This window comes from Mobiluncus curtisii ATCC 43063 (assembly GCF_000196535.1).
Classification (GTDB): Bacteria; Actinomycetota; Actinomycetes; order Actinomycetales; family Actinomycetaceae; genus Mobiluncus; species Mobiluncus curtisii.
The window spans coordinates 1525435-1546537 of sequence record NC_014246.1 but is presented as its reverse complement, the minus strand read 5'-3'; the positions used below and the strand labels follow the sequence as shown (position 1 = coordinate 1546537).

The following is a 21103-nucleotide window of genomic DNA, read 5'->3' as shown; positions in this document are numbered from 1 at the left end:
GTTTAGGAAAAATCCTCGCCAATGAGGTCCAGCGGCGAGATCGGTTGAGGCGTCTGCGGGGTGGCACTGGAAGGTGCCGGACCGTCACTCTGCGTGACCGGCACTTCTGAATCAGGTACCTCAATCAGGGGCGCGTCCGCCCACAAACGTTCCAGCGCATAAAACTGCCGGTCGTCCTCTTGCTGGACATGCACCACCAGCAGCCCGTAATCGAGCAACACCCAATGAGCCTGTTCCAGCCCCTCCCGGCGGAGCAACTTTAAACCAGCTTTCGTCATCGCTTCGTCAACAGCATCGACAATCGCCCGCACCTGACGGTCGCTATTGCCCGTAGCCAACACAAACATGTCGGTCAGCACCAAGCGCTCAGAGACATCCAGAGCGATGACCTCCGTGGCTTTCTTTGATTTTGCGGCTTGACCTGCTGCTATGGCGAGTTCGATGGACTTAGCGTCAGCACTCATACAGAAAAAATCCTCATTTCAGTGGTGGAATCGGGTAAAGAAGTCTGTCCCGGCGAGACTGCGGGAGGGTCTGGTGCTGTTGCGCTCAGCGTAACTCCCGGTTCTAGCGTTGTTCCCGAAGCGGTTGTAACCGCAGCGTTCTTGTCCAGAGCAAAGATGAGCATGGCGACGACCAGGACGGTCACCAACACGACCAACGCCCAGCGCGCTGCTTGCCCCAGCATCAGCAAAGTTTCGCCCCAACGCCCGGACTTGCGAATCAAACGTTCGGTTAAGGACTCCTCAAACTCGAACTCTTCCCAGTCGATGTTTTCCAGTTCTTCATCAGTGATGTCATCGCCGAGTTCCTTACGCAAAACCTCCACGTCGGCCTCATGGAACTTCTTTTCAGCTTCTTTAAGTTCCTCAAGCTGCCGAGCCTCTGCCTGTTCCAGGCTCTCACGGCGAGCCGAGCGGGTTTCTTGCGGATTCCACAAGTTAGGCATTCCAGGACGAGTAGGCATTCCGGGGCGACCGTAGGGCATGGGTGGCATCCCATAACCGGGCATTCCCGGCATCCCAGGCATACCCGGCATTCCGGGGCGACCGTAGGGCATGGGTGGCATCCCATAACCGGGCATTCCCGGAATCCCAGGCATACCCGGCATTCCGGGCATTCCCGGCATCCCAGGGCGACCGTAAGGGTTCGGACGTCCCCACATGCCATAGGGAGAACCCGGCTGTCCCGGCATTTGCCCTGGTTGTCCCGGCTGACCAGGCATTCCGGGGCGGTTCGACATTCCCGGCTGGTTCGGCATTTGTCCCGGTTGGTGTGCCGTTCGCGGATTACCGGACGGACCTGCCGAAGTGTGGACCAGCATCTGTCCGGGTTGCCGTGGTTGGTTCGACTGACCAGCTTGACCGGGTGCCGGTTGGGATTGACCGGATACTTGTCCGGGTTGCGACGATTGATTCGGCTGACCGGGCTGTTTAGGTTGGCTGAGTTGATTCGGCTGCCCCTGATTTGGCTGATCCGGCTGGGTGGGCTGCACTGGCTGAACAGGTTGTTTAGGTTGACTGGGCTGATTCGACTGCCCCGGCAGGGAGGGCTGCTCCGGCTGCACCGGTTTACCTGGCAGAGTGGTCGGCACCGGTCGCCCCGGCATTTGCCCCGGCTGAGCCGGCTGGCTAGGACGCCCTGGATGCCCAGTTTGACCGGGCACCGGCTTGGCTTGACCGGGCATCCGATTCGGTTGCGGCGATTGATTTGGATGACCAGTTTGACCGAGCGCCTGTTTAGGCTGCTGCCTCAGCTGGGCAGGCTGACCTGGCTGAACAGGTTGTTTAGGTTGACTGGGCTGATTCTGCTGTCCCTGATTAGGCTGACCCGATTGGGCGGGCTGCTCTGACTTCCCAGGCTGCCCTGGCCGCACCGGTTTACCTGGCTGAGTGGTCGGCACCGGTTGACCCGGCATTTGCCCCGGCTGACCCGGCTGGCTAGGACGCCCTGGATGCCCAGCTTGACCGGGCACCGGTCTGGCTTGACCGGGCGCCTGCCTGGGCATTTGTTTGGGTTGCCCTGGCTGAGCCGGCTTACCCGGCTGGTGAGTCTGTCCCGGTTGCTTCGGTTGCCCTGCCGACAGGGGCGGACGGGCTGCAGAGCCCGGTGTCATTCCCGGAACCGCAGGGTTAACTCGCTGCTGTCCAGCCAACCCCGACTGCGCGGGAACTGCCTGCGGAGAAGTCGGCTGCTGACGCGGTGTGGAACCCAGCTGACCGGCGCGTGGCACCGGAGGAGTCGACCGTGTACCAGGCGTCGTGGCTGGTGCTGCTGCTGGAGATGGCACCCCACCAGGTCCTGTAGTCCGCGGACGTTGCGGAGTCGCACCACTTCCAGAAGCCCCTGGCTGGTGCGGAGTGGAACTGGTCGGAGCGGACGAGGGCGGACGGGACGGGCTGCTCGGAACGGGAGGGTTCGCCCCTGTCTTGAGCAGCTTCGCCGAACCTGTCGAGTTCGGTGCCACTGTGGGAATCATACCCGTGGTAGAAGGGGGCACCGGAGTCCCCGGAGTAGGCAACTGACGAACCGGGGTGTCCGCAGGACGATTTCCCACAGGAACCGCCGGCTTTTCCGGCACCACTGGAGTCGTGCCATGCACGAGTGGGCGCTTCACTCCAGCGACTTGTGGTCCCGCAGCACTCACTGCTTGGGCTTTACCAACGACCGGAATCATGCCGGTCAACGCACCGTCCTTGTCAACAGCACGCACAGCTTGGGCAGTGTTGGGGACTTGCAGAGCAGGACCGGTCGGACCGGCACCGGGCAGCACTTGTCCAGGCCTAGGGGCACTGGCTCCCAAGCCTGGAAGATTAATCGACTGCACCGGCACGGGGCGCGGTCTTGGCTTGCCCTCGCTCACATTCCCCCTCTCGACAAGGTCATTACGGATTCCTCTGGTGAAGCTGCATCATTGACAGCCACCGCCGTCAAAGCCGCCTTGGGGACAGCGTAAGACGCCTCCCCCGAATCTGACTGCAGTCGCGCATCATCAGCATAGAGTCCGTATTTAGCAATATATTGAACGACACCGTCGGGCACTAAGTACCACACCGGTTGGTGCGATTTTACCCGATTCCGACAGTCGGTTGAGCTGATTGCCATGGCAGGAACCTCAACCAGAGAGACATGCTGTGCCGGAAGGTTGACCGGGTTAAAGGAATGCCCCGGTCGAGTAACCCCTATGAAATGCGCCAGCTCGAAAAGCTGGTCGATATCTTTCCAGCGCATGATGTCAGAAATGGCGTCAGCCCCGGTGATAAAGAATAGTTCCACGTCACCTAAAGCGGATTTCAAGTCGGTCAACGTGTCAATCGTATAGGTCGTGGTAGCTCGGTCTATATCCACACGAGACACGGAAAATCGCGGGTTAGAAGCGGTCGCAATCACTGCCATCAGGTAGCGATGCTCCGCTTCCGTGACTGGGCATCCCAGCTTAAATGGCTGTCTAAAAGTGGGCACAAAAATGACCTCATCCAGACCGAAAACCGCCTGAACCTCGGAAGCTGCCACCAGGTGACCGTGGTGAATCGGGTCAAAAGTGCCACCCATCACCCCAATACGACGCCGACGCTGGTTTAACTTGACCGAATTCTCGGAATCCAACGCCCAAACGCATCTGTGCGTGCGAGACTCCATGACGGCCTTTCTTGATCATTTGGTGCTCCAAAATGAGCGCAAAACTTCCTTTATGAAATTATACCCGTCCAGACCTGAGTGGTTCCTGAAAATGGCAAGGAAATCTGTAACCGGGACTGACACGTGCATTCTGCGCTTAGTCAGCCTCCCCAGGATCATTCCACAGACCCGATTCACGTTCAGCGTCCAATTCCTCACGAGCACGTTTCTTGGCGTCCATCCAAGCGTGATAGTCGATACGACGCTGCTGGTTGGTGCGGCGAGTGTTTTCGTAGAGTCGCGAGTCCGTGCCGCGCGCGCCCAGCAGCTCAGCCCCGGCTTGCAGAGTCGGCTCCCAGTCAAAGACCACACCTGTATCGGGGTCCCCGATGACGACGGTGTCTCCCGCTTGTGCTCCGGCTTTCAGCAGGTCGTCCTCGACTCCCAAGTTTGCCAGGCGGTCAGCCAGGTATCCTACTGCTTCATCATTGGTGAAGTCGGTTTGTTTGACCCAGCGTTCCACCTGTTCGCCACGGACCGAGAATCCCGGCGTGCCCTCAATAGTAGTCGTCTCAATAGTGTAGGTCTTGGCGGGGCGAGCCGATTTCGGCTGCGGACGCAGCACGGGGCGCTCGGGGTCATTCTCTGGCAAGTGGGAACGGTATTCCTGGACCATTTCAGCCAGCCCAAAAGCGAGTTCTTTCAAGCCTTCGTGAGTGGTCGCCGAAACCTCAAAGACCGGCCAGCCAAGTTTCGCAAGCTCCGTTTCCATCAGGGCTGCCATATCTCGCCCGTCCGGGACATCAATTTTGTTGAGGATAATGGCGCGTTGGCGCTCCATCAGGGGTGGTAGGAAGTCTCTGCCGGGTCGATACCGGTCCAGGGAACTGGCGTAATGCGCCAGTTCGCGCTCCAAAGTCTTAATGTCTGCCAGCGGTTCACGTTCCGGATCCCACGCCGCCAAGTCCACCACGTGCGCAATCACGCAGCAACGTTCGATGTGACGCAAGAAATCCAGTCCCAGTCCCTTGCCTTGGGCAGCACCGGGAATCAATCCGGGCACGTCCGCCACGGTGTAGCGTGCCGCCGGATTATCCACCACTGCCAGGTTCGGCACCAGGGTCGTGAATGGATAATCCGCAATCTTGGGACGCGCCGCGCTCATAGCAGCGATGAGGGAAGATTTTCCCGCCGAAGGGTATCCCACCAGCGCCACGTCTGCCATCGACTTGAGTTCCAAAATGACGGTGCGTTCTTCACCGGGTTCCCCCAACAGGGCAAAGCCCGGCGCCTTGCGTTTCGCGGATGCCAGACCGTAGTTGCCCATGCCCCCGACCCCGCCACGAGCGATGACCAGTTGCGCCTCCGGGGAGTCTAAATCTGCCAAAAACTCGCCATCCTCGCTGGTGACGACCGTGCCTTGGGGAACGTCCAGGAACAAATCCTCACCGCGACGTCCATCACGGTAATCGCCCATCCCCGCTTGACCATTCTCTGCTTTCACGTGCGGGCGATGATGGAAAGGCAGCAGGGTTGTCTCTTGCGGGTTGACACGCAGAATGACGGATCCTCCGTGACCGCCAGCCCCGCCATCCGGTCCCGCCAACGGCTTGTACTTTTCGCGACGAATGGACGCGCAGCCGTTGCCACCAGTTCCGGCTTGGGCAAAAATTTTTACGTAGTCCACAAAGCTGACCATTTGGGCTGCTGACCTCCTCCGGCTCTCTCAGAGAGCCATCGTTACGTTAAACAGCAAGAGGGCTCGAACGAGCCCCCTCACAACAGTAGTCACTACCAACATTTAGGCGTTGGCAACTTCCTTAATGCTCACGATGCGGCGATCGCGATGACGACCGAACTCCACTTCGCCGGTCTTCAGGGCGAACAGTGTGTCGTCCTTGCCGATGCCCACGTTGAAGCCGGGGTGGTAGTGGGTGCCGCGCTGGCGCACCAAAATTTCACCAGCGTTGACCAGCTGACCGCCGAAACGCTTGACGCCTAGGCGCTGTGCGTTCGAATCGCGACCGTTGTGGGAGGAACCGAGACCTTTCTTATGTGCCATTGTTACACCCCTTACTTAATGGAAGTTATCTTAATGCGGGTCAACGGTTGACGGTGACCTTGACGCTTCCGATAACCAGTCTTGTTCTTAAACTTGACAATGGAAATCTTGGGACCCTTGGCAGCACCCAACACTTCTGCGCTGACCTTTACCTTAGCCACGTCGGCAGCCTGGGACGTCACTTTGGCGCCGTCAACCAACAGAATCGCAGGCAGCTCAATCGTCTCTCCCACTGCCTTATCTACCTTTTCTACCAGCAGCTCTTCACCGACAGAGACTTTCTCCTGTCGACCGCCGGCCTTAACGATTGCATATACCACGTCGAAACTCGCTTTTCTGAATGTATTTCGTCCAATTGTGCCCTCACTATGCGCAAGAAGCACCGAAGTTCTAAATTAGCGGATTTCACCTGGTTTTGCAAAATCAAGTTTCATCCACCGGTCTTGGCGGATGCGCCAACCCAAGGTTGCCAATCTTGCCAGGAAAAACACCCCGCAATAGCATCCCCACAGCCACGCCAATCCCAGGATTCCGTCAGGTGCGAAACGCCACACCAACACCAGAGCCGGGATATAGACAACCAGGTTAATCAGACCCGCGAGAGCCAGGTACCAAGTGTCGTTAGCACCAATCAAGACCCCGTCGAACACAAAAACTACCCCCGCGAGCGGCTGGAAGAACGCCGATACTAGCAACGCCAGTGCGGCGGCAGCCAGAACTTCGGAGTCGTTAGAAAAGACCCGCGGCCAGAGCGGAGCCAGGACCGCAATAATCACCCCCAGCACGACGCCCAGCCCTAATCCCCACAGTGTCACCCGGTGAATCAGGTCGCGCACTGCCCCGCGGTCGGCACGCCCCAGCTCGAAACCAATCAGTGCCTGCACTGCGATAGCCAGAGAATCATGCAGGTTCGCCCCCAAACTCCAGGTGTTCGCGGCAATCTGACGCCCCGCGATGGCAACTTCCCCTTGAGACGCTGCCACCCACAGGGTGCCGAGGATAACAATCTGCATGGTGAGGGTGCGAATCATCAGGGGCACGCCCCCGGTCAGAGCCGCGAAAATTGCCCGGAACTCGGGATGCAGCGCGACTTTGGCGCGCCGAGCTCCGACCATAATTTTCAGCGCAAACGCTGCCCCCATGCCGATACCGGCGAGAGACGTGCCGATTCCCGCCCCGGTGACCCCCAGGTTGAACCCGTAGATAAACGTGGCGTTGAAAGCCACGTTGGCGATAGCCCCGCTCACGGAAATCACCAGGGGAATCTTGGCGTCCAGCACGCCACGCATCGCGCCGGTTCCTGCCAACACCAGCATCATTCCCAGCATCGAGGGAGCCGCCGCGCGCAGATATGCCGCTCCCTGGATATTAACCGGCTGAGCAGCCCCAAATAACGAAACAATCGGTAACGCGCCGACCCACAGGACTGCTGCCAACACCACGCCCACCAGCAGCCCCAACCAGGCACCATCCACCCCGGTCTTGACCGCGCCACGGCGATTCCCTGCACCCAGCTGACGGGACGCCACCGCGGTCGTGGTATAGACCAAGAAAATACAAATCCCTACCAAAAACACGTTGATCGACGAGCCGAGGGTCAATCCTGCCAGCTCAGTGGTACCCACGTGCCCAATCATGGCAGAATCCGCCATCACCATGAGTGGTTCAGCCAGCAGCGATCCCAGGGAGGGCATGGCGAGGGACAAAATCCGCCGGTTCAAGGACGATGTCTGCGGCTCCACCGACGCTCTCACGGGTTCAATAGGTGCAGCCGGCTCAATAGCTTCAGCAGGGTCAGCAGGTTCGTTCGAGGACGGCACGGTGTCCCCCGGTTTCATGTTCACAGTACCGGCTTCAAAATATCGGCAACAATCAGCAACACCGTCATCGCGATGAAAGCGATAACCACAGTAGCGGTCACGGGCAGCATTGCCGCCAAATCGACCGGACCGCCGTCATCCAGACCCCGCGCCCGGCGTACCCACTTGCGGATTCCTTCATAAATCGCGCCCACGGCTTGCCCACCATCCAAAGGCATCAGCGGAATCAGGTTGAACATGAACAGGGTCATGTTCAACGACCCGAACAACAGCAGGAAAGACCGCAGCTTTTCCAGGAAACCGTAGCCAACAGAGTCACTGGCAGCGATAGAGCCCGCGACCTGCCCCATGCCGACGATTCCCATCAGCGAGTTCGGGTCGCGTGGCTGGTTCGGTTGAAACAGCCCGATGGTGGTCTGCCACAGTTTCACCGGCAGAGCCAGCAGGATTTTCGCGGTGCCTTTCCCGGTCTCCCACTGGTAGTTAGTGACTTCTCCCCAGGTGGCATAGTGGCGTTCGGTGGCAGCAATGACACCGATGACGGCACGCTTTTGCCCATCCATAGCTTTGGGAGTCACCTGGATAGTCTGGGTTTTACCGTCACGCCGGACCGTGAGAGTGGCAGGTTTCCCCGGCTGGCTCACCGCGACTTGGCTGATAACTTCGTCCCAGGTCTTCGCAGGTTTACCGTTCCATCCCGTGATAATGTCTCCGGGCATCACCCCCGCCGCGGCCGCGGGAGAATTCGGAGAAACCGTGGCGACTTCGCGGGTAGGTAGCTCATAGCCGATTGCGCTTAACGCCACCAGCACGCACAGGAAACTCAAAGCCAAATTCACCAAAGTGCCACTGACCATCACAATCAGGCGCTGCCAGATGGGCTTGGCATAAAACGCCCGGTGTTCCTGACCGGGAGGAATTTCTTCGTTCGAGGCGAGGCGGGCTTCTTCCGCCGCGGTCAATTCACCTTTGCGGTTTATCGTGCGCCGCCCCGGATGCCCCGGCGCGTACATTCCCACCATTTTCACGTAGCCACCCAGCAGCACCCACTTCATTCCGACTTCGGTTTCCCCGATTTGGCGCGAAAATATCTTTGGCCCGAACCCAATGAAATACTGGGTACACAGGATGTCGAAACGTTTTGCGGGAATCAGGTGACCCAGCTCGTGCAGGGCAATCGACACCAGCAAACCCAGCACGAGGGCAATGATTCCAGTTAAATAATCCATAGCAGTGACGGTTCCCGTAGCGTATCTAGCGGTTCTCGATGAGCTCAACGGCTCGCTGTTTGGCCCAATCCAGGATGTGTTCCAACGCGGACAGGTCCGGGTCGGACACTCCGTGGTGTTCACTGAAGACCTGCTGCACCACGTCATAGATGCCCAGGAAAGGCAGACGTCCGTCCAAGAAAGCATTAACGGCAATTTCATCCGCACTAGCCAGAACCGCGGGGTGAGTATCAGAAGCGGAGATAGCGTGTCGAGCCAAGCTGACCGCCGGGAAAATTGATTCGTTGAGTGGCTCGAACTGCCAGGTCGCGGCACTGCTCCAGTCACAAGCGGGGGCTACCTCACGCAGCCGGGCGGGTGCCGACAGACCCAGGGCAATCGGAATGCGCATATCGGGCGGTGAGGCCTGAAGCAGAGTCGCGCCGTCCCGGAACTGCACCATAGAATGCACAATCGATCCGGGATGCACCACAACGTCGATGTCTTTCGGTTCAATGTCGAACAGCAGCGAAGCCTCGATGACTTCCAGTCCCTTGTTAAACATGGTGGCTGAATTCACGGTCACCAACGGACCCATATCCCAAGTCGGATGGTTCAGGGCTTGCTCTACCGTAACGTGTTCCAGTTCCGCGCGGGTTTTCGAGCGGAACGGACCACCACTGGCAGTCAAGATGAGACGTTCCACTTCGCTGTAGCCGGTGACGGTCGGCGCGCACAAGCCACGTTCGTGCTTGCCAGAGCGGAGTGCTTGCCAGATAGCGCTGTGTTCGGAATCAACCGGCACGATTTGCCCCGGTCGACGCAAAGCGTCTCGCACCAGGGAACCACCAATGACCAGGGATTCTTTGTTTGCCAACGCCAACCGTGCCCCGGAATCTAACGCCCGCAGGGTCGCGTGCAAACCGGAAATTCCTGCGATGGCGTTCAACACGATACCCTGAGGCACAAATCCAGCCGCCGCCTCGACCCCAGCCGGACCGGTCAGCAGGTTATGGCTGGCACGCGGCTTTCCCAGCTGGATCTCTGCCTCACGAATTGCCTCATCCAGCTCCCTCACGGAGCCGTTCGCGACTGCCACCATTGGCACTTCAAATTCGACAGCTTGACGCGCCAACACATCCAGATGTCGCCCGGAGGCAGCCAAACCTTGCACCCGAAAATGTCCGGGATGAGCGCGAACGATGTCCAGAGCCTGAGTTCCGATTGAGCCGGTAGAACCCAAAATTACAATGTCTTGCACCAGTTCATTCTAACGGCAAGTTTAGTTTTCGCTCATTTATAGCCACCCGGAACCCCGCCAGGGGATGGACGAAGCCGCACCAACGCCCTTGTGAAAAACACAATCACTCGACTGCCAGCAACACTTCCACCGCGCGAGCCAGGTACGCGTCAACGGGACCTTCCAGGTATGCCCTGGTTCCTTTCGCCTCCGCAAACACCGAGTCACGGATTTCTTTGCTGGTCAGAGGCTTATTTTCATCAAAATAGGCGACCAGGCGATCCAGCAGCGCGTCCACGTCCTCAATACGGTAGCCACGCTGGCGACCCTGGGGATGAGCAAAACGTTTCCCCACTGGACGCAACAGTCGCGGATAGAGGGTCGTGGCTTGTTCCGCCACCAACGACATCCATGCCTTTTGCCCGTTCACCGCAATATGGTCAGCCCGCGCCCGCGCCACAAAGGCAGATTCCAGCCGGTCCATCGCCGCGTCTACCTCGACAAAGTTGTATCCCCCGCGCACCACGTTGAATCCCTGGGCGCGCACCTGTGCCGCCCCGAAATTTGCTGGTCCACCATTGCCTTCGTATGCCGAACGTGCCTTCGCCAAGAACTTGTCGACCTGGTTGCGGTCGTAACCCTTGCCGAGGAGTTTAGCGGTGCGAAACGTCGTGTCGCTCACGTTCCGGCCCTTTCTTTGTCTCTCCATGCTCTCAACAGTCTGTCCACGCGCTTTCGGGGTGTTCCCTAGGCTGCGGGAGACTGCTTCGCTTTCGCCGCGAGCTGCCCGCAAGCTCCGTCAATATCCGAGCCACGGGTATCTCGTAGCGTAGTGCTGATTCCAGCTTGCCGTAAAATCTCCATGAATTCGTCCATGACACGCGGCAGAGACGCATCCCAGATGCTTCCAGGGGTGGGATTGAGCGGAATCGGGTTCACATGCGCCCAGGTTTTGCCTCTTTCGTTCAGCTTATCCGCCAGCAGCTGCGCTCGCCACGGGTGGTCGTTCATGTCCCTAATCAGGGCGTATTCAATAGAAACGCGTCGACCGGTGGCTTGAAAATACGCATAAGCGGTGTCCAACAGTTCGTCGACTTGGTAGCGCCGGTTCATGGGTATCAGTTCGTTACGCAGCTCATCATCGGGGGCGTGCAGGGATACCGCCAAAGTGACCGGCAGCCCTTCCTGAGTCAGCTTGCGTATTCCCGGCACCAACCCAACAGTGGAAACGACCAGGTTACGTGCCGAGATGCCAAAGCCTTGCGGGACTTCCGCAGTGAGAGTTCGAATCGTGTGCAGCAGGGATTTGTAGTTGGCGAGCGGCTCACCCATGCCCATAAACACCAGGTTAGACAGCCGGGAGGGGCTGCCAAGTTCCCCGTCTTGTGCTGCCTTAGCAGCGAGCCGAACCTGTTCCAAGATTTCTGCCGCCGACAGGTTTCGGGTCAAACCCAGTTGACCGGTCGCACAAAATGGACAGCCCATACCGCAGCCGACCTGAGAGGATACGCACAAGGTGACGCGCTTCGGGTAGCGCATCAGGACGGATTCCACTTGGGCACCGTCGAACAGCCGCCACAGGGTCTTGCGGGTCCATCCCTTATCCGCGACCTGAGTCACGACCGGGGTAATGAGCTCGGGTAACAGGTCCCGAGCGCGTTCCCGGTCAGCGGGACCGAGGTCTGTCATTTGGGCGGGGTCAGCTTCAAAACGTCCAAAATAGTGGCGCGCCACCTGGTCAGCACGAAACGGGCGCATTCCTGCCGCGACTACCGCTTCACGACGCTGCTGAGGATCAAAGTCTGCGAAATGCTGCGGGGCGCGACCACGAGCATGGGCTCGAAAGCTGAGTTCTGCCGTAGCTCCCGCGTGCGTAGCCCCGACCGGAGGTTGGTGGTGGGGCAGAACCTGTCTTTCCATAAGTCTAAGTTTAACGGTTTTTCCGAGAACGTCCGGGTGGGGTTTAGGACAGCACCGGACCTTGTTGGGAAAAAATGGCGAATTTCAACACGATATACGCCACCGGCGCTGCCATCAGGATGGAATCCATCCGATCCAGCAGACCGCCGTGCCCCGGCAAGAGGTGACCCATATCTTTAATGCCCAGTTCCCGCTTCATCAGTGACTCACTCAAGTCCCCGATAGTCCCCACCACAGCCATCAAAACGCCCAAGATAATCCCGTAAAACCACGGAATCCCCATCCAGAACGTGCCCGCTACGGACACGGTGACAGCAAATAAGACCGAACCGGCAAACCCTTCCCACGTCTTGCGCGGAGAAATAGACGGTGACATATGGTGACGTCCCAGGAAACGCCCACATAAATAGCCGCCGGTGTCTGAACCTAAAGTGACGGACAGGACAAACACCGCCGTCGCGGGAGCCCCGCACTCCACCGCCAGCAAAGCCAGGAAGGACCCCAGGAAAGGAATATACGCCACGGTCAGAGTACTGAGAGTAACGTTCTTGAGGGCATCTTCACCGCGGTAGGGACCCGCTAACTGCCACAGCAGGGCAGCCGCCATCGTCAGCAGAGTCGCGGTCAACATGGCTTCCAGACCTACTTGCCAGGCACAGATATAGATACCAATCCCGCCGATAACGACGATTGGCATCCCCAAATGCCGGTCGGTAAACCGGATGGCGTGGCGAAACTCAATCAGACATGCCACAATCGTCACCACGCACAAGGCTGCGAACAGCGGTTTCACCAGGAACAGGGTCAGCCCGTAAGCCGCCAGCAGACCCGCCCCCACCCCGGTGGCAGCCACGAGATTACGACCGCCCTTCCGAGATTTGCTTTGCGAAGACGTCACCGGTTGGGGCTTCACTTTTAGGAAGGGAACGCCCCAGCCCCGTTTACGGCGTTGCGTTGCCGCGCGATTTTCGCGGCGACTGGGTCGGGTCACCGGATGCACCCCAGTTTCCGGGGTCGCCGGCGACACCGATGCTTCGGAAAATCGCGGCGGCTGGAAATTTTCGGTATCAACCATGCTCTTGCAGCCCCAGGTAATGACGAGTAATAACGGGTCGACGGCGCCTAAATAGTCATCAACTCTGATTCTTTGGCAGCCAGTAGCTGATCAATTTCATCAGTGAACTTTTTCGTGATGGAATCAAGTTCCTTTTCCCCGCGTTTGATTTCGTCCTCGCCGAGTTCCTTATTCTTTAGCATAGCTTCGAATTCGTCCTTGGCTTTGCGGCGCAGTGAACGCACGGACTGGCGTCCTTCCTCGGCTTTGGTCTTGGCAATCTTAACGTATTCTTTACGCCGTTCCTCCGTCAGGGCAGGCAGGACGATACGGATGGTTTTACCGTCATCAGTGGGGTTCACGCCCAAATCTGCTTCCGCAATGGCACGAATGATGTCTTGCGAGGCTGACTTGTCAAAAGGCTGAACTATGACGGTACGAGCCTCGGGAATGTTAAAGGAAGCCAACTGCTTTAACGGGGTGGGGGCGCCATAGTAGTCGACCATAATGCCGTCAAACATAGCAGTATTGGCACGACCGGTACGAATGGAAGCGAATTCGTCTTGGGTGGCGCTCAGTGCCTTTGTCATCATGGTCTTGGCAGATTTGAGGGTGTCTTCAATCACGAGTTTCTCCTTTTATTCTTTGCTTTCTCCACAGGTTCCCCGGTGGGTTTCGTTATCTCAATTACTTTTCGCTGTACAGCACAGTGCCGATTTCATCGCCCAGCAATGCCCTAGTGACGTTGCCTGGCTGGGACATGCCAAACACGCGCATCTTCAGTTTGTTTTCGGAGCACAGGGAAAAAGCAGCCGCATCTACGACCTTTAAACCGTCGCGCAGCGCTTTCTCGTAGCTAACCTCATCAAGCTTTACAGCCTCCGGGTTCTGGCGCGGATCGTCAGTGTAGACCCCGTCCACCCCGTTCTTACCCACCAGCAGTTCCTGGCAATGTGTCTCCAGGGCACGCTGGGCACTAACGGTGTCGGTAGAGAAATACGGCATCCCGGCACCTGCTCCGAACACGACCACGCGCCCTTTTTCGAGGTGACGAATGGCACGTAACGGCACATAAGGTTCAGCGACCTGGGTCATCGTGATGGCAGACTGAACCCTGGTGCGCACCCCGGCTTGTTCCAGGAAATCTTGCAGAGCTAGGGCGTTCATCACGGTACCCAACATCCCCATGTAATCCGCTCGTGCGCGATCTAAACCGTGCTGGCTCAGCTCCGCGCCACGAAAGAAGTTTCCGCCACCAACCACAATGGCAACCTGTATTCCCTGAGTCACCGCCGCAGCGACCTGCTGAGCGATATTGGAAACGACATCGGGGTCCAACCCCACTTGCCCGCCACCAAAGACTTCACCAGAAAGTTTCATCAAAACCCGGCGTTTACCGGGGGCTACAGAGCCGTTGTCGCTCATCTATCTTCTCCCTTGAAAGACCAACATCCTTAGTCATTATACGCAAATGCCCCAAAGCCTTCATCGACCCTGGGGCATTTACCTAGTGTAGATGGGTTTCACGAACCCTTCGGGCTTACTCGCCAGCCTGCAAACGCGCGAAAGCGGTGACCTTGCCCTTGGAAGCTTCCACAATCTTGCCGACCGTGGTCTTGGGATCCTTCGCAAAGGGCTGTTCCAGCAGCACGCAGTCCTTGTAAAAGCCCTTCATCCGACCTTCCACAATCTTTGCCACAGCAGCTTCCGGCTTGCCTTCAGCCTTGGTGGTTTCAGTCAGAGTGGCGCGTTCCTTTTCGACTTCCTCGGCAGGAACATCCTCGCAGCTCAGGTACTCCGGGCTGTAGGCAGCGATGTGCATCGCGACATCGTGAGCGACTTCGGCACCAGCCTTGTCGGTAGCCACCATGACGCCAACGGTCGGGGGCAAATCCTGGGAAGAACGGTGCAGGTAGACATCGACGGCTTCACCTTCAACCTGGCGCACGTTGCCGACTTCCAGTTTCTCACCGATAATCGCCGCAACCGCCTCAATGGTGTCCTTGACCGTACCATCAGCAGACTTGGCAGCCAGGAGTTCCTCTACGGTAGCCGCACCGGATGCAGCAGCAGCCTCCAGCACCTTGTCTGCCATCGCGATGAATTTGTCGGTCTTGACCACGAAGTCGGTTTCGGCGTTGACCTCAACCATGGTGCCGCGCTGACCAGCCTCGGTGTCGGTGACCTTGGCAGCAATCAGACCGGCTCCGGCGGAGCGACCTTCGCGCTTAGTCAGGGACTTCAGACCCTTGACTCGGATGATTTTCAGGGCTTCCTCGCGGTCGCCGTTTGCTTCTTCCAGGGCTTTCTTAACGTCAGCTAAGCCCGCACCGGTTTCTTCGCGCAAGTCCTTGAGGTCTTGCATGTTATATTTAGCCAATTTTTCCTCCAGTTTCAGAGCAAGTTTCATGCACCGGGAACTTCTATATTCCCGATAATCCTTTTGAGTGAGCGTTGAAGTGTTATCTCCCCGCTCAGCTGCAGCCGATTACTCGGCTTTTGCGTCGGTAGCTTCGCTCGCAGCGGGTGCAGTTTCCGCCGGCTTATCCGCGGCAGGAGCCTTCGCGTCATCGCCTGCCAGAAGCTCGCGTTCCCACTCCGCCATCGGTTCGGCACTTTCCGGGTTCTCGCCCAGCTGTTTCTTGGAACGAGCCAGCAGACCCTCTGCACAAGCGTCAGCAATCACCTTGGTCAGCAAATCGACTGCGCGAATCGCGTCGTCGTTGCCAGGGATGCCGTAATCTACCTCGTCAGGGTCACAGTTCGTGTCCAGAATGGCAACGACCGGAATCCCAAGCTTTTGGGCTTCCGCAATCGCCAAGTGTTCCTTCTTGGTGTCAACCACCCAGATAGCCGAAGGGGTTTTCGCCATGTCACGGATGCCGCCCAGGGTCTTGGCGAGCTTGTCCTTTTCACGGCGCATCATCAACAGTTCCTTCTTCGTCAATCCCGAAGCGGAAGTGTCCTCAAAGTCGTACTGTTCCAGTTCCTTCAGTCGCTGCAAGCGCTTGTGCACCGTCGAGAAGTTGGTCAGCATCCCGCCCAGCCAACGTTCGTTCACGAAAGGCATCCCCACGCGGGTAGCCTGTTCCTGAATGGACTCTTGAGCCTGCTTCTTGGTGCCCACGAACAGCAGCGTGCCGCCGTGCGCCACGGTTTCCTTTACGAATTCGTAAGCAATATCAATGTCAGCAATGGTTTGCTGCAAATCGAGAATGTAAATGCCGGAACGGTCGGTCAAAATAAACCGCTTCATCTTGGGGTTCCAGCGACGGGTTTGGTGCCCGAAGTGCACGCCGCTTTCCAAAAGCTGGCGCATGGTAACGACTGCCATGTGGCGTCCTTCTTTCAGTTATGGGACACAGCTGTCCCGGCGCACAAGCGCTCCGGAGACGTCTACGTCCAGTTTCGGTTAATGCCTGGTGTTCGCTCGCCTTCCCCACCCCATAGGGACCTGGAGGATTGCGCTCATCACGGCTACGCTGGCAGTAACACCGGCAACGCCGCGATTGCGAACACGCGAAGTCAGCTGCATGGGCAGCTGCGAGGGTTAACTTTACCAAAACTTCCTACAGAAAAGCTAATTCGGCGCGACCTGGCGCGGTTTTGTGGTTTTTCCACAAGCGGGGTCAAATCGGGGTTTTCCACAGGTGAAAGTTTGTTCTCTGGTGCGGGCGTTTCTTTCACGTCACACTGCAGTCATGAGAAAAGTTTTTATCACCTTCTGCTGTTGCCTGACCTTGAGTCTGGTGGGAGGCTCTGCTTCACCTGCCGCCGGAATCACCGTCACCCCAAACTTACCTGCGGTCACCAGCCCAGCCTCGCTAACGACCTTTTCACCGGGGAAAACGCCAGGTCTGCGGGATTTCCTCTATTGGCCCACCGGTCACCCTACCGCAGTACCGCGCAAGTTTGACCCGCCCGCCCAGAAGTGGTTGGCAGGGCACCGCGGTATCGATTTGCGGGTCAGCCCCGGTGAGACTGTCTTTGCCGCGACTGACGCGACGGTACTCTATGCCGGTAATCTGGCGGGACGTCCCGTGATTTCACTCGAAGACACGACGGGGCGGCGCTACACCTACGAGCCGGTAGAACCCGCGGTCGCAGTCGGGGATGAAGTGACTCGCGGTCAAGCCATTGGGACGGCACTGGGAGGACACTGTTCCCCTGGGGACTGTCTACATTTCGGGGTCAAGGACGGTTCAGACGGCTACGTGGATCCGCTGCGTCTGCTGGGGGGAAGGATTCGCCTGTACCCAGTGAGCTAGGTGAGTCGGGGAACACACCGCGCCGCTACCACTCACTCACCAGTATCGGAATACTTGGCGGGAGCTTTATAGATGCCGGTAATCACGTTGTTTCCGTGAATATACTCGACCCGGTACTGGGATACGGTGTTCGAAGGGGGATCGTAGTTCAGGACTTCGCCCTTCTCAGAGCGCGCGATAATCGGCGGTTCCGCATTGCGAGCCACAACCCAAAAAATGGATTGATTCTGTTTGGACTTTCCCGCGGAGACATCGAGGATTTCCGTGCGTGGCACCCCGGTCTCTACGTGAGAATACTTCCGGGTGAAGTCAACGGACCACTGCGACATCTCCTGACACTTCGTGCACGCATCGGTGTAAACCTGGTTTACGAAATGCGCATCTTTCGACGCAAAGCTGTAATACATCGCATAGGTAAAGTACTTCACCACGGTGGCAGCACCGTCCACGGAGAACTCGTGGAAGAATTTCGGCTCATCAAACGGCGCCACTTTCATCATCTGATCTGCAGGAATCTCTTTGAGTTCAGCGGGGGAAGGGTTGTCTTTCACCGTCGCGGTATAACTCGGCGCTGGCTCTCCTGAAACCGGGTCTTTAGTCGTGTTCGGAGCCGCAGGCTCGACCAAGGGAATATCCGCGGTCATCATCTCGCGCGCAGTTCTCTCGGATCCGGAAGCAGTAACCGCCGTACCGCATCCCGTTAACACTGCGGCGGAGCACAGCATCATCAGCGATGCTTGCAAAATCCGCAGTTTTCCGACCATGACGCTCCTCCCGAGACACCATTACCTTGCTTTTCATGATTCATTGTATGTGGTTTAGGAGGAAATTCATAGAGTCAATCCAGCTTTTTCTCAGTTTTGTAAAGACATTCCAGGGACACTATCTTCCCAGCTCACAGGCTTGCTTTTTTCTAGCCTTTAGATATTTTTTGGGGAAACATTTAAATTAGGACTTTAGGCCCGCGGATGCGCCTGCAGATACACTGTCTCTTTCCGGTCACTACGTGCCTTCTCAGTAAATCCCCTTGCTCAAGCCCCACCTTGAGACACAGTCTCCCCAAATAGATTCACAAGATTGATAACTTTCGACGCCTCATCGAGACATAATCTGGGACTAATCGTCCTTCTCCGCAGCGTCAGCGGAGTCATTGATTCTAAGTACCCCCGTTTTCGGGCAAGTTATTGTCTCTTGATTTGCTACATCCCGGCACGCTTTCAAGACATCCACAGCTCCTCCGAATCGAACCCGATCTCCTATTGCCAGAACACTGCCCCAAGGAAGCTTCACGCTCTGCCCCGACAGGGTGGTACCGTAAGGAAAAGACACCGGTAACAATTCATTGTCAGAGCTATCCCTCAACATAACGCATCCTGCGTCGTCCTGTTCCAGAGTACCTTGAAATAGCTGATCGTAACCTCCCGGATATTCAAAGGCATTTGCTACCAGCCTCATTCCGTCCTGCACAGTTTCCACATAGCAATGGTCGATATCAGTCGGCAAAGAATCGCCAGTGACAGCGGCTTGCGGTTTACTTGACATAGAATTATCGATTTCAGGCTGCGTTGCTACGCTCTGACATCCAGCCAAGTAAAGTGCAGCTGCAAATATAAGCAAAAGAATCAGTAAATTTTTATTCATTTCTTTTTTACTCTAACCCCCAGCACAGATTCGGCAATTTGAATAGGCGTAAACACGTCCCTCTCTACACTTCCGAATTTAATATGCCCACTGTGGACGCCATAAGCAATAGAGGATGAAAACCAAGGTCCGCCACTGTCTCCACCCCTCGCCTTTCTTCCACTCATAGCCGTAAGATTACAAATTCCATTAGAAGAGCATGTTCTGATATCCCAAACAGTTTCATCACAGAATCTCGTCCCCGAGCCTCTGCCATTTAGGCACAGATTTTGCCCCACTGTGGGATACGCGGTCTGTGTGACATTTACCAAATGACTCGGAAGGGTGTAGAACTGCGGAGCGGTCCAGGCGGAAGTCGAGAACCAGGATACGTCTCCATATTGACCTTGATGTTTACCCCTCAGCTTTAATGATACGCCACCGTAGGACTGCGGTTCATTTGCGCAATGACCAGCCGTTAATAAACCATTAGGATATCCATTTGAAGATACACTAAATGCCGTTGTGCAGCTTGTGAGATATCCGCCACCATACAGAGCATCATACCCCGATTCTGTGGAATCCGTATAGTCGTATTGTATCTTGAATGGGGATTTCACGTTGGCAGATAATTTTTTATCTTTGAGAAGATTAGAAACCTTATTTATTGAAGAAACCGGAACTTCAATATGGATAACAGCATTGGGCACATCTGTATATGCAGATACCGAGCTACCAAGTTCCTCCCGAAGATTATAAAAGATCTCCTCCTGTTCGCCCATAATCTCATCTTCAGAGAAACCCACACCTCCACTAACTCTCAAATTTGGAATCAAATTTGCCATTTTCAGAACCTTGTCCGGAACATCATTCTTAAAATGAATCTCTGCTTTGCAACCACCGATACGAGACCACGAATAATTGTCAGAGTAATTTAGCCTAGAAAAGTTATCTACTTTATTTACCTCAGCTTGCCACTCTAATGCAATACCGGCATCATTTACACAAGGGCTGGTAAGCTCCTCAGCTGTGGAACTTGGAACTTCCCACAAGGATAATCCAATAAGGATTACTGGAATACACGCCTGGTACCTCAATTTAGCGAACATAGCATTCCCCTTTGAAAACTAAATCGACCGTAAAACTAAATCGACCGTAAAACTAAATCGACCGTAAAACTAAATCGACCGTAAAACTAAATCGACCGTAAAACTAAATCGACCGTAAAACTAAATCGACCGTAAAACTAAATCGACCGTAAAACTAAATCGACCGTGAGATTAAATTATCTCTCAGCTTTCGGATAATCAAGGGACTTTAGGCCCGCGGATGCGCCTGCAGATACACCGCACGGAGCTTATCCATCGACAGGTGTGTATAGCGCTGGGTCGTGGCTAGGCTGGCGTGACCCAGGATTTCTTGGACACTGCGCAAATCCGCCCCTCCATCCAACAGGTGCGTGGCAGCGGTGTGACGTAGCCCGTGTGGCCCCAAGTCCGGTACCTCTGCCTGCGCCGTCAGTCGATGCAGCATTCCGCGGACGATCCGCGTATCCAGCATTCCGCCTTTTGCCCCTAAAAATACCCGGTTCAGCGCAGGCTTTTCCGGATTCACCAGGGCGGGGCGTCCCTTTTCCAGGTACTCTTCTAGCGCCAGACCCGCAGGAATGCCGTACGGCACGACTCGCTGTTTGTCACCTTTTCCCGTCACCCGGACAGTGCGTTGGCTTTTATTAATGTTGCCCAGTTCTAACCCGGTCAGCTCGCTGACCCGAATGCCGGTGGCATAAAGCAGCTCTAAGGCTGCCCAGTCACGCAGTTTCACCGGATTGGGAGCGGTAGAGGCTTCAGGATAAGCGGCGGCACGTGCCGTTTCCAAGAGGTGTGCCGCGTCCGTGGCAGACAAAACCGTGGGCAGGGCGTTATCCGGCCGCGAAGCCCGCAAGTTTTGCCCAGCATCGCCCGGGACTATGCCGCGGACCTGCGCCCACGAGGCAAAAGTGCGAAAGGACGCCACTCGACGAGCCAGCGTGGCGCGGCTCATCCCCGCGCGGCTCATTGCTCCCAGCCACGCCCGAATCCGGGCAGGATTAGCCAAATCTGCACGCAGTTGCTGCGCCGCGGGACCATCCCCGGAATCGGAGTCCACCAGGAAAGTCATTAATTCTCGCAAATCCGTGAGATACGCCCGCACGGTTTGCGGGGAAAGCCCCCGGTTTACGCTCAGCCATTGCCCAAAATCTGCGGTAATTTCTCGGGCAAAGACCGCTGCTGGGTTATTTTCACTCACCTCT

General features: G+C 56.8%; 21 protein-coding genes. 1 reads left to right on the top strand and 20 read right to left on the bottom strand.

Annotated features, from left to right (window positions below):
- Positions 1 to 2: 2 nt before the first annotated feature.
- The 16 genes from rsfS to rpsB form a co-directional block, all read right to left on the bottom strand.
- Entirely contained in the window at positions 3 to 464 is a 462-nt protein-coding gene (gene rsfS / locus HMPREF0573_RS06605) for a ribosome silencing factor (RefSeq protein ID WP_013189326.1), read from the bottom strand.
- The gene (locus HMPREF0573_RS09945; RefSeq protein WP_236589642.1) at positions 461 to 2863 is read right to left on the bottom strand and encodes a hypothetical protein; all 2403 of its coding nucleotides are present in this window, start codon (positions 2861 to 2863) and stop codon (positions 461 to 463) included. Before HMPREF0573_RS09945 ends, rsfS begins: the two co-directional genes overlap by 4 nt.
- On the bottom strand, positions 2860 to 3552 hold the full coding sequence (gene nadD, locus HMPREF0573_RS06595) for a nicotinate-nucleotide adenylyltransferase (RefSeq protein ID WP_013189323.1): 693 nt from the start codon (positions 3550 to 3552) through the stop codon (positions 2860 to 2862). The genes HMPREF0573_RS09945 and nadD overlap by 4 nt, the downstream gene beginning before the upstream one ends.
- Before the next feature lie 223 nt (positions 3553 to 3775).
- Positions 3776 to 5317 carry a GTPase ObgE gene (gene obgE, locus HMPREF0573_RS06590; RefSeq protein WP_013189322.1) on the bottom strand — a complete coding sequence of 514 codons (1542 nt, stop codon included), beginning with the start codon at positions 5315 to 5317 and terminating at the stop codon, positions 3776 to 3778.
- Positions 5318 to 5419: 102 nt separating this feature from the next.
- Entirely contained in the window at positions 5420 to 5680 is a 261-nt protein-coding gene (rpmA, locus tag HMPREF0573_RS06585; protein ID WP_004007117.1) for a 50S ribosomal protein L27, read from the bottom strand.
- A gap of 11 nt (positions 5681 to 5691) precedes the next feature.
- Entirely contained in the window at positions 5692 to 6000 is a 309-nt protein-coding gene (gene rplU / locus HMPREF0573_RS06580; RefSeq protein WP_004009268.1) for a 50S ribosomal protein L21, read from the bottom strand.
- A gap of 75 nt (positions 6001 to 6075) precedes the next feature.
- Entirely contained in the window at positions 6076 to 7518 is a 1443-nt protein-coding gene (locus tag HMPREF0573_RS06575) for an MATE family efflux transporter (protein ID WP_013189320.1), read from the bottom strand.
- Positions 7519 to 7520: 2 nt separating this feature from the next.
- A complete protein-coding gene (locus HMPREF0573_RS06570; RefSeq protein ID WP_013189319.1) occupies positions 7521 to 8729 on the bottom strand; it encodes a M50 family metallopeptidase in 1209 nt (402 codons plus the stop codon).
- 25 nt (positions 8730 to 8754) lie between these two features.
- Entirely contained in the window at positions 8755 to 9969 is a 1215-nt protein-coding gene (dxr, locus tag HMPREF0573_RS06565) for a 1-deoxy-D-xylulose-5-phosphate reductoisomerase (RefSeq protein WP_013189318.1), read from the bottom strand.
- Between the two features lie 103 nt (positions 9970 to 10072).
- Complete coding sequence (locus tag HMPREF0573_RS06560) at positions 10073 to 10657, bottom strand: DivIVA domain-containing protein (RefSeq protein ID WP_004007122.1); 585 nt, start codon at positions 10655 to 10657, stop codon at positions 10073 to 10075.
- Positions 10658 to 10695: 38 nt separating this feature from the next.
- Complete coding sequence (gene rlmN / locus HMPREF0573_RS06555; RefSeq protein WP_013189317.1) at positions 10696 to 11868, bottom strand: dual-specificity RNA methyltransferase RlmN; 1173 nt, start codon at positions 11866 to 11868, stop codon at positions 10696 to 10698.
- 43 nt (positions 11869 to 11911) lie between these two features.
- A complete protein-coding gene (locus HMPREF0573_RS06550) occupies positions 11912 to 12943 on the bottom strand; it encodes a phosphatidate cytidylyltransferase (RefSeq protein WP_041798019.1) in 1032 nt (343 codons plus the stop codon).
- Positions 12944 to 12990: 47 nt separating this feature from the next.
- Positions 12991 to 13548, bottom strand: a complete 558-nt coding sequence (gene frr / locus HMPREF0573_RS06545) for a ribosome recycling factor (protein WP_004007125.1) — start codon at positions 13546 to 13548, stop codon at positions 12991 to 12993.
- Positions 13549 to 13609: 61 nt separating this feature from the next.
- Positions 13610 to 14347, bottom strand: coding sequence for a UMP kinase (pyrH, locus tag HMPREF0573_RS06540; RefSeq protein ID WP_004007126.1), 738 nt, complete (start codon positions 14345 to 14347; stop codon positions 13610 to 13612).
- Positions 14348 to 14462: 115 nt separating this feature from the next.
- The gene (gene tsf / locus HMPREF0573_RS06535) at positions 14463 to 15332 is read right to left on the bottom strand and encodes a translation elongation factor Ts (protein ID WP_004007127.1); all 870 of its coding nucleotides are present in this window, start codon (positions 15330 to 15332) and stop codon (positions 14463 to 14465) included.
- Positions 15333 to 15410: 78 nt separating this feature from the next.
- Positions 15411 to 16256 carry a 30S ribosomal protein S2 gene (gene rpsB, locus HMPREF0573_RS06530; protein ID WP_004007128.1) on the bottom strand — a complete coding sequence of 282 codons (846 nt, stop codon included), beginning with the start codon at positions 16254 to 16256 and terminating at the stop codon, positions 15411 to 15413.
- Between the two features lie 367 nt (positions 16257 to 16623).
- Between rpsB and HMPREF0573_RS06525 the strand changes: the two genes are divergently transcribed.
- Complete coding sequence (locus HMPREF0573_RS06525; protein ID WP_013189315.1) at positions 16624 to 17190, top strand: M23 family metallopeptidase; 567 nt, start codon at positions 16624 to 16626, stop codon at positions 17188 to 17190.
- A gap of 32 nt (positions 17191 to 17222) precedes the next feature.
- Here HMPREF0573_RS06525 and HMPREF0573_RS06520 read toward each other — a convergent pair whose 3' ends face one another.
- The 4 genes from HMPREF0573_RS06520 to HMPREF0573_RS06505 form a co-directional block, all read right to left on the bottom strand.
- Positions 17223 to 17954, bottom strand: a complete 732-nt coding sequence (locus HMPREF0573_RS06520; protein WP_004007130.1) for a DUF6318 family protein — start codon at positions 17952 to 17954, stop codon at positions 17223 to 17225.
- Positions 17955 to 18306: 352 nt separating this feature from the next.
- Positions 18307 to 18831 carry a hypothetical protein gene (locus HMPREF0573_RS06515; RefSeq protein WP_013189314.1) on the bottom strand — a complete coding sequence of 175 codons (525 nt, stop codon included), beginning with the start codon at positions 18829 to 18831 and terminating at the stop codon, positions 18307 to 18309.
- Positions 18828 to 19919 carry a S1 family peptidase gene (locus HMPREF0573_RS06510; protein WP_013189313.1) on the bottom strand — a complete coding sequence of 364 codons (1092 nt, stop codon included), beginning with the start codon at positions 19917 to 19919 and terminating at the stop codon, positions 18828 to 18830. The genes HMPREF0573_RS06515 and HMPREF0573_RS06510 overlap by 4 nt, the downstream gene beginning before the upstream one ends.
- Positions 19920 to 20127: 208 nt before the next feature.
- Positions 20128 to 21099, bottom strand: coding sequence for a tyrosine recombinase XerC (locus tag HMPREF0573_RS06505; RefSeq protein ID WP_013189312.1), 972 nt, complete (start codon positions 21097 to 21099; stop codon positions 20128 to 20130).
- Between the last annotated feature and the right edge of the window lie 4 nt (positions 21100 to 21103).

What these genes read in the sequence shown, in the direction of transcription:
- HMPREF0573_RS06560 (WP_004007122.1), bottom strand. Translation starts at nt 10,657, where the DNA reads ATGGAGAGACAAAGAAAGGGCCGGAACGTGAGCGACACGACGTTTCGC.
- HMPREF0573_RS06510 (WP_013189313.1), bottom strand. Translation starts at nt 19,919, where the DNA reads ATGTTCGCTAAATTGAGGTACCAGGCGTGTATTCCAGTAATCCTTATT.
- HMPREF0573_RS06520 (WP_004007130.1), bottom strand. Translation starts at nt 17,954, where the DNA reads ATGGTCGGAAAACTGCGGATTTTGCAAGCATCGCTGATGATGCTGTGC.
- tsf (WP_004007127.1), bottom strand. Translation starts at nt 15,332, where the DNA reads ATGAAACTTGCTCTGAAACTGGAGGAAAAATTGGCTAAATATAACATG.
- HMPREF0573_RS06575 (WP_013189320.1), bottom strand. Translation starts at nt 7,518, where the DNA reads ATGAAACCGGGGGACACCGTGCCGTCCTCGAACGAACCTGCTGACCCT.
- rsfS (WP_013189326.1), bottom strand. Translation starts at nt 464, where the DNA reads ATGAGTGCTGACGCTAAGTCCATCGAACTCGCCATAGCAGCAGGTCAA.
- nadD (WP_013189323.1), bottom strand. Translation starts at nt 3,552, where the DNA reads ATGGGTGGCACTTTTGACCCGATTCACCACGGTCACCTGGTGGCAGCT.
- HMPREF0573_RS06515 (WP_013189314.1), bottom strand. Translation starts at nt 18,831, where the DNA reads ATGAATAAAAATTTACTGATTCTTTTGCTTATATTTGCAGCTGCACTT.
- obgE (WP_013189322.1), bottom strand. Translation starts at nt 5,317, where the DNA reads ATGGTCAGCTTTGTGGACTACGTAAAAATTTTTGCCCAAGCCGGAACT.
- rlmN (WP_013189317.1), bottom strand. Translation starts at nt 11,868, where the DNA reads ATGGAAAGACAGGTTCTGCCCCACCACCAACCTCCGGTCGGGGCTACG.
- pyrH (WP_004007126.1), bottom strand. Translation starts at nt 14,347, where the DNA reads ATGAGCGACAACGGCTCTGTAGCCCCCGGTAAACGCCGGGTTTTGATG.
- rpmA (WP_004007117.1), bottom strand. Translation starts at nt 5,680, where the DNA reads ATGGCACATAAGAAAGGTCTCGGTTCCTCCCACAACGGTCGCGATTCG.
- HMPREF0573_RS06525 (WP_013189315.1), top strand. Translation starts at nt 16,624, where the DNA reads ATGAGAAAAGTTTTTATCACCTTCTGCTGTTGCCTGACCTTGAGTCTG.
- HMPREF0573_RS06570 (WP_013189319.1), bottom strand. Translation starts at nt 8,729, where the DNA reads ATGGATTATTTAACTGGAATCATTGCCCTCGTGCTGGGTTTGCTGGTG.
- HMPREF0573_RS06550 (WP_041798019.1), bottom strand. Translation starts at nt 12,943, where the DNA reads ATGGTTGATACCGAAAATTTCCAGCCGCCGCGATTTTCCGAAGCATCG.
- rpsB (WP_004007128.1), bottom strand. Translation starts at nt 16,256, where the DNA reads ATGGCAGTCGTTACCATGCGCCAGCTTTTGGAAAGCGGCGTGCACTTC.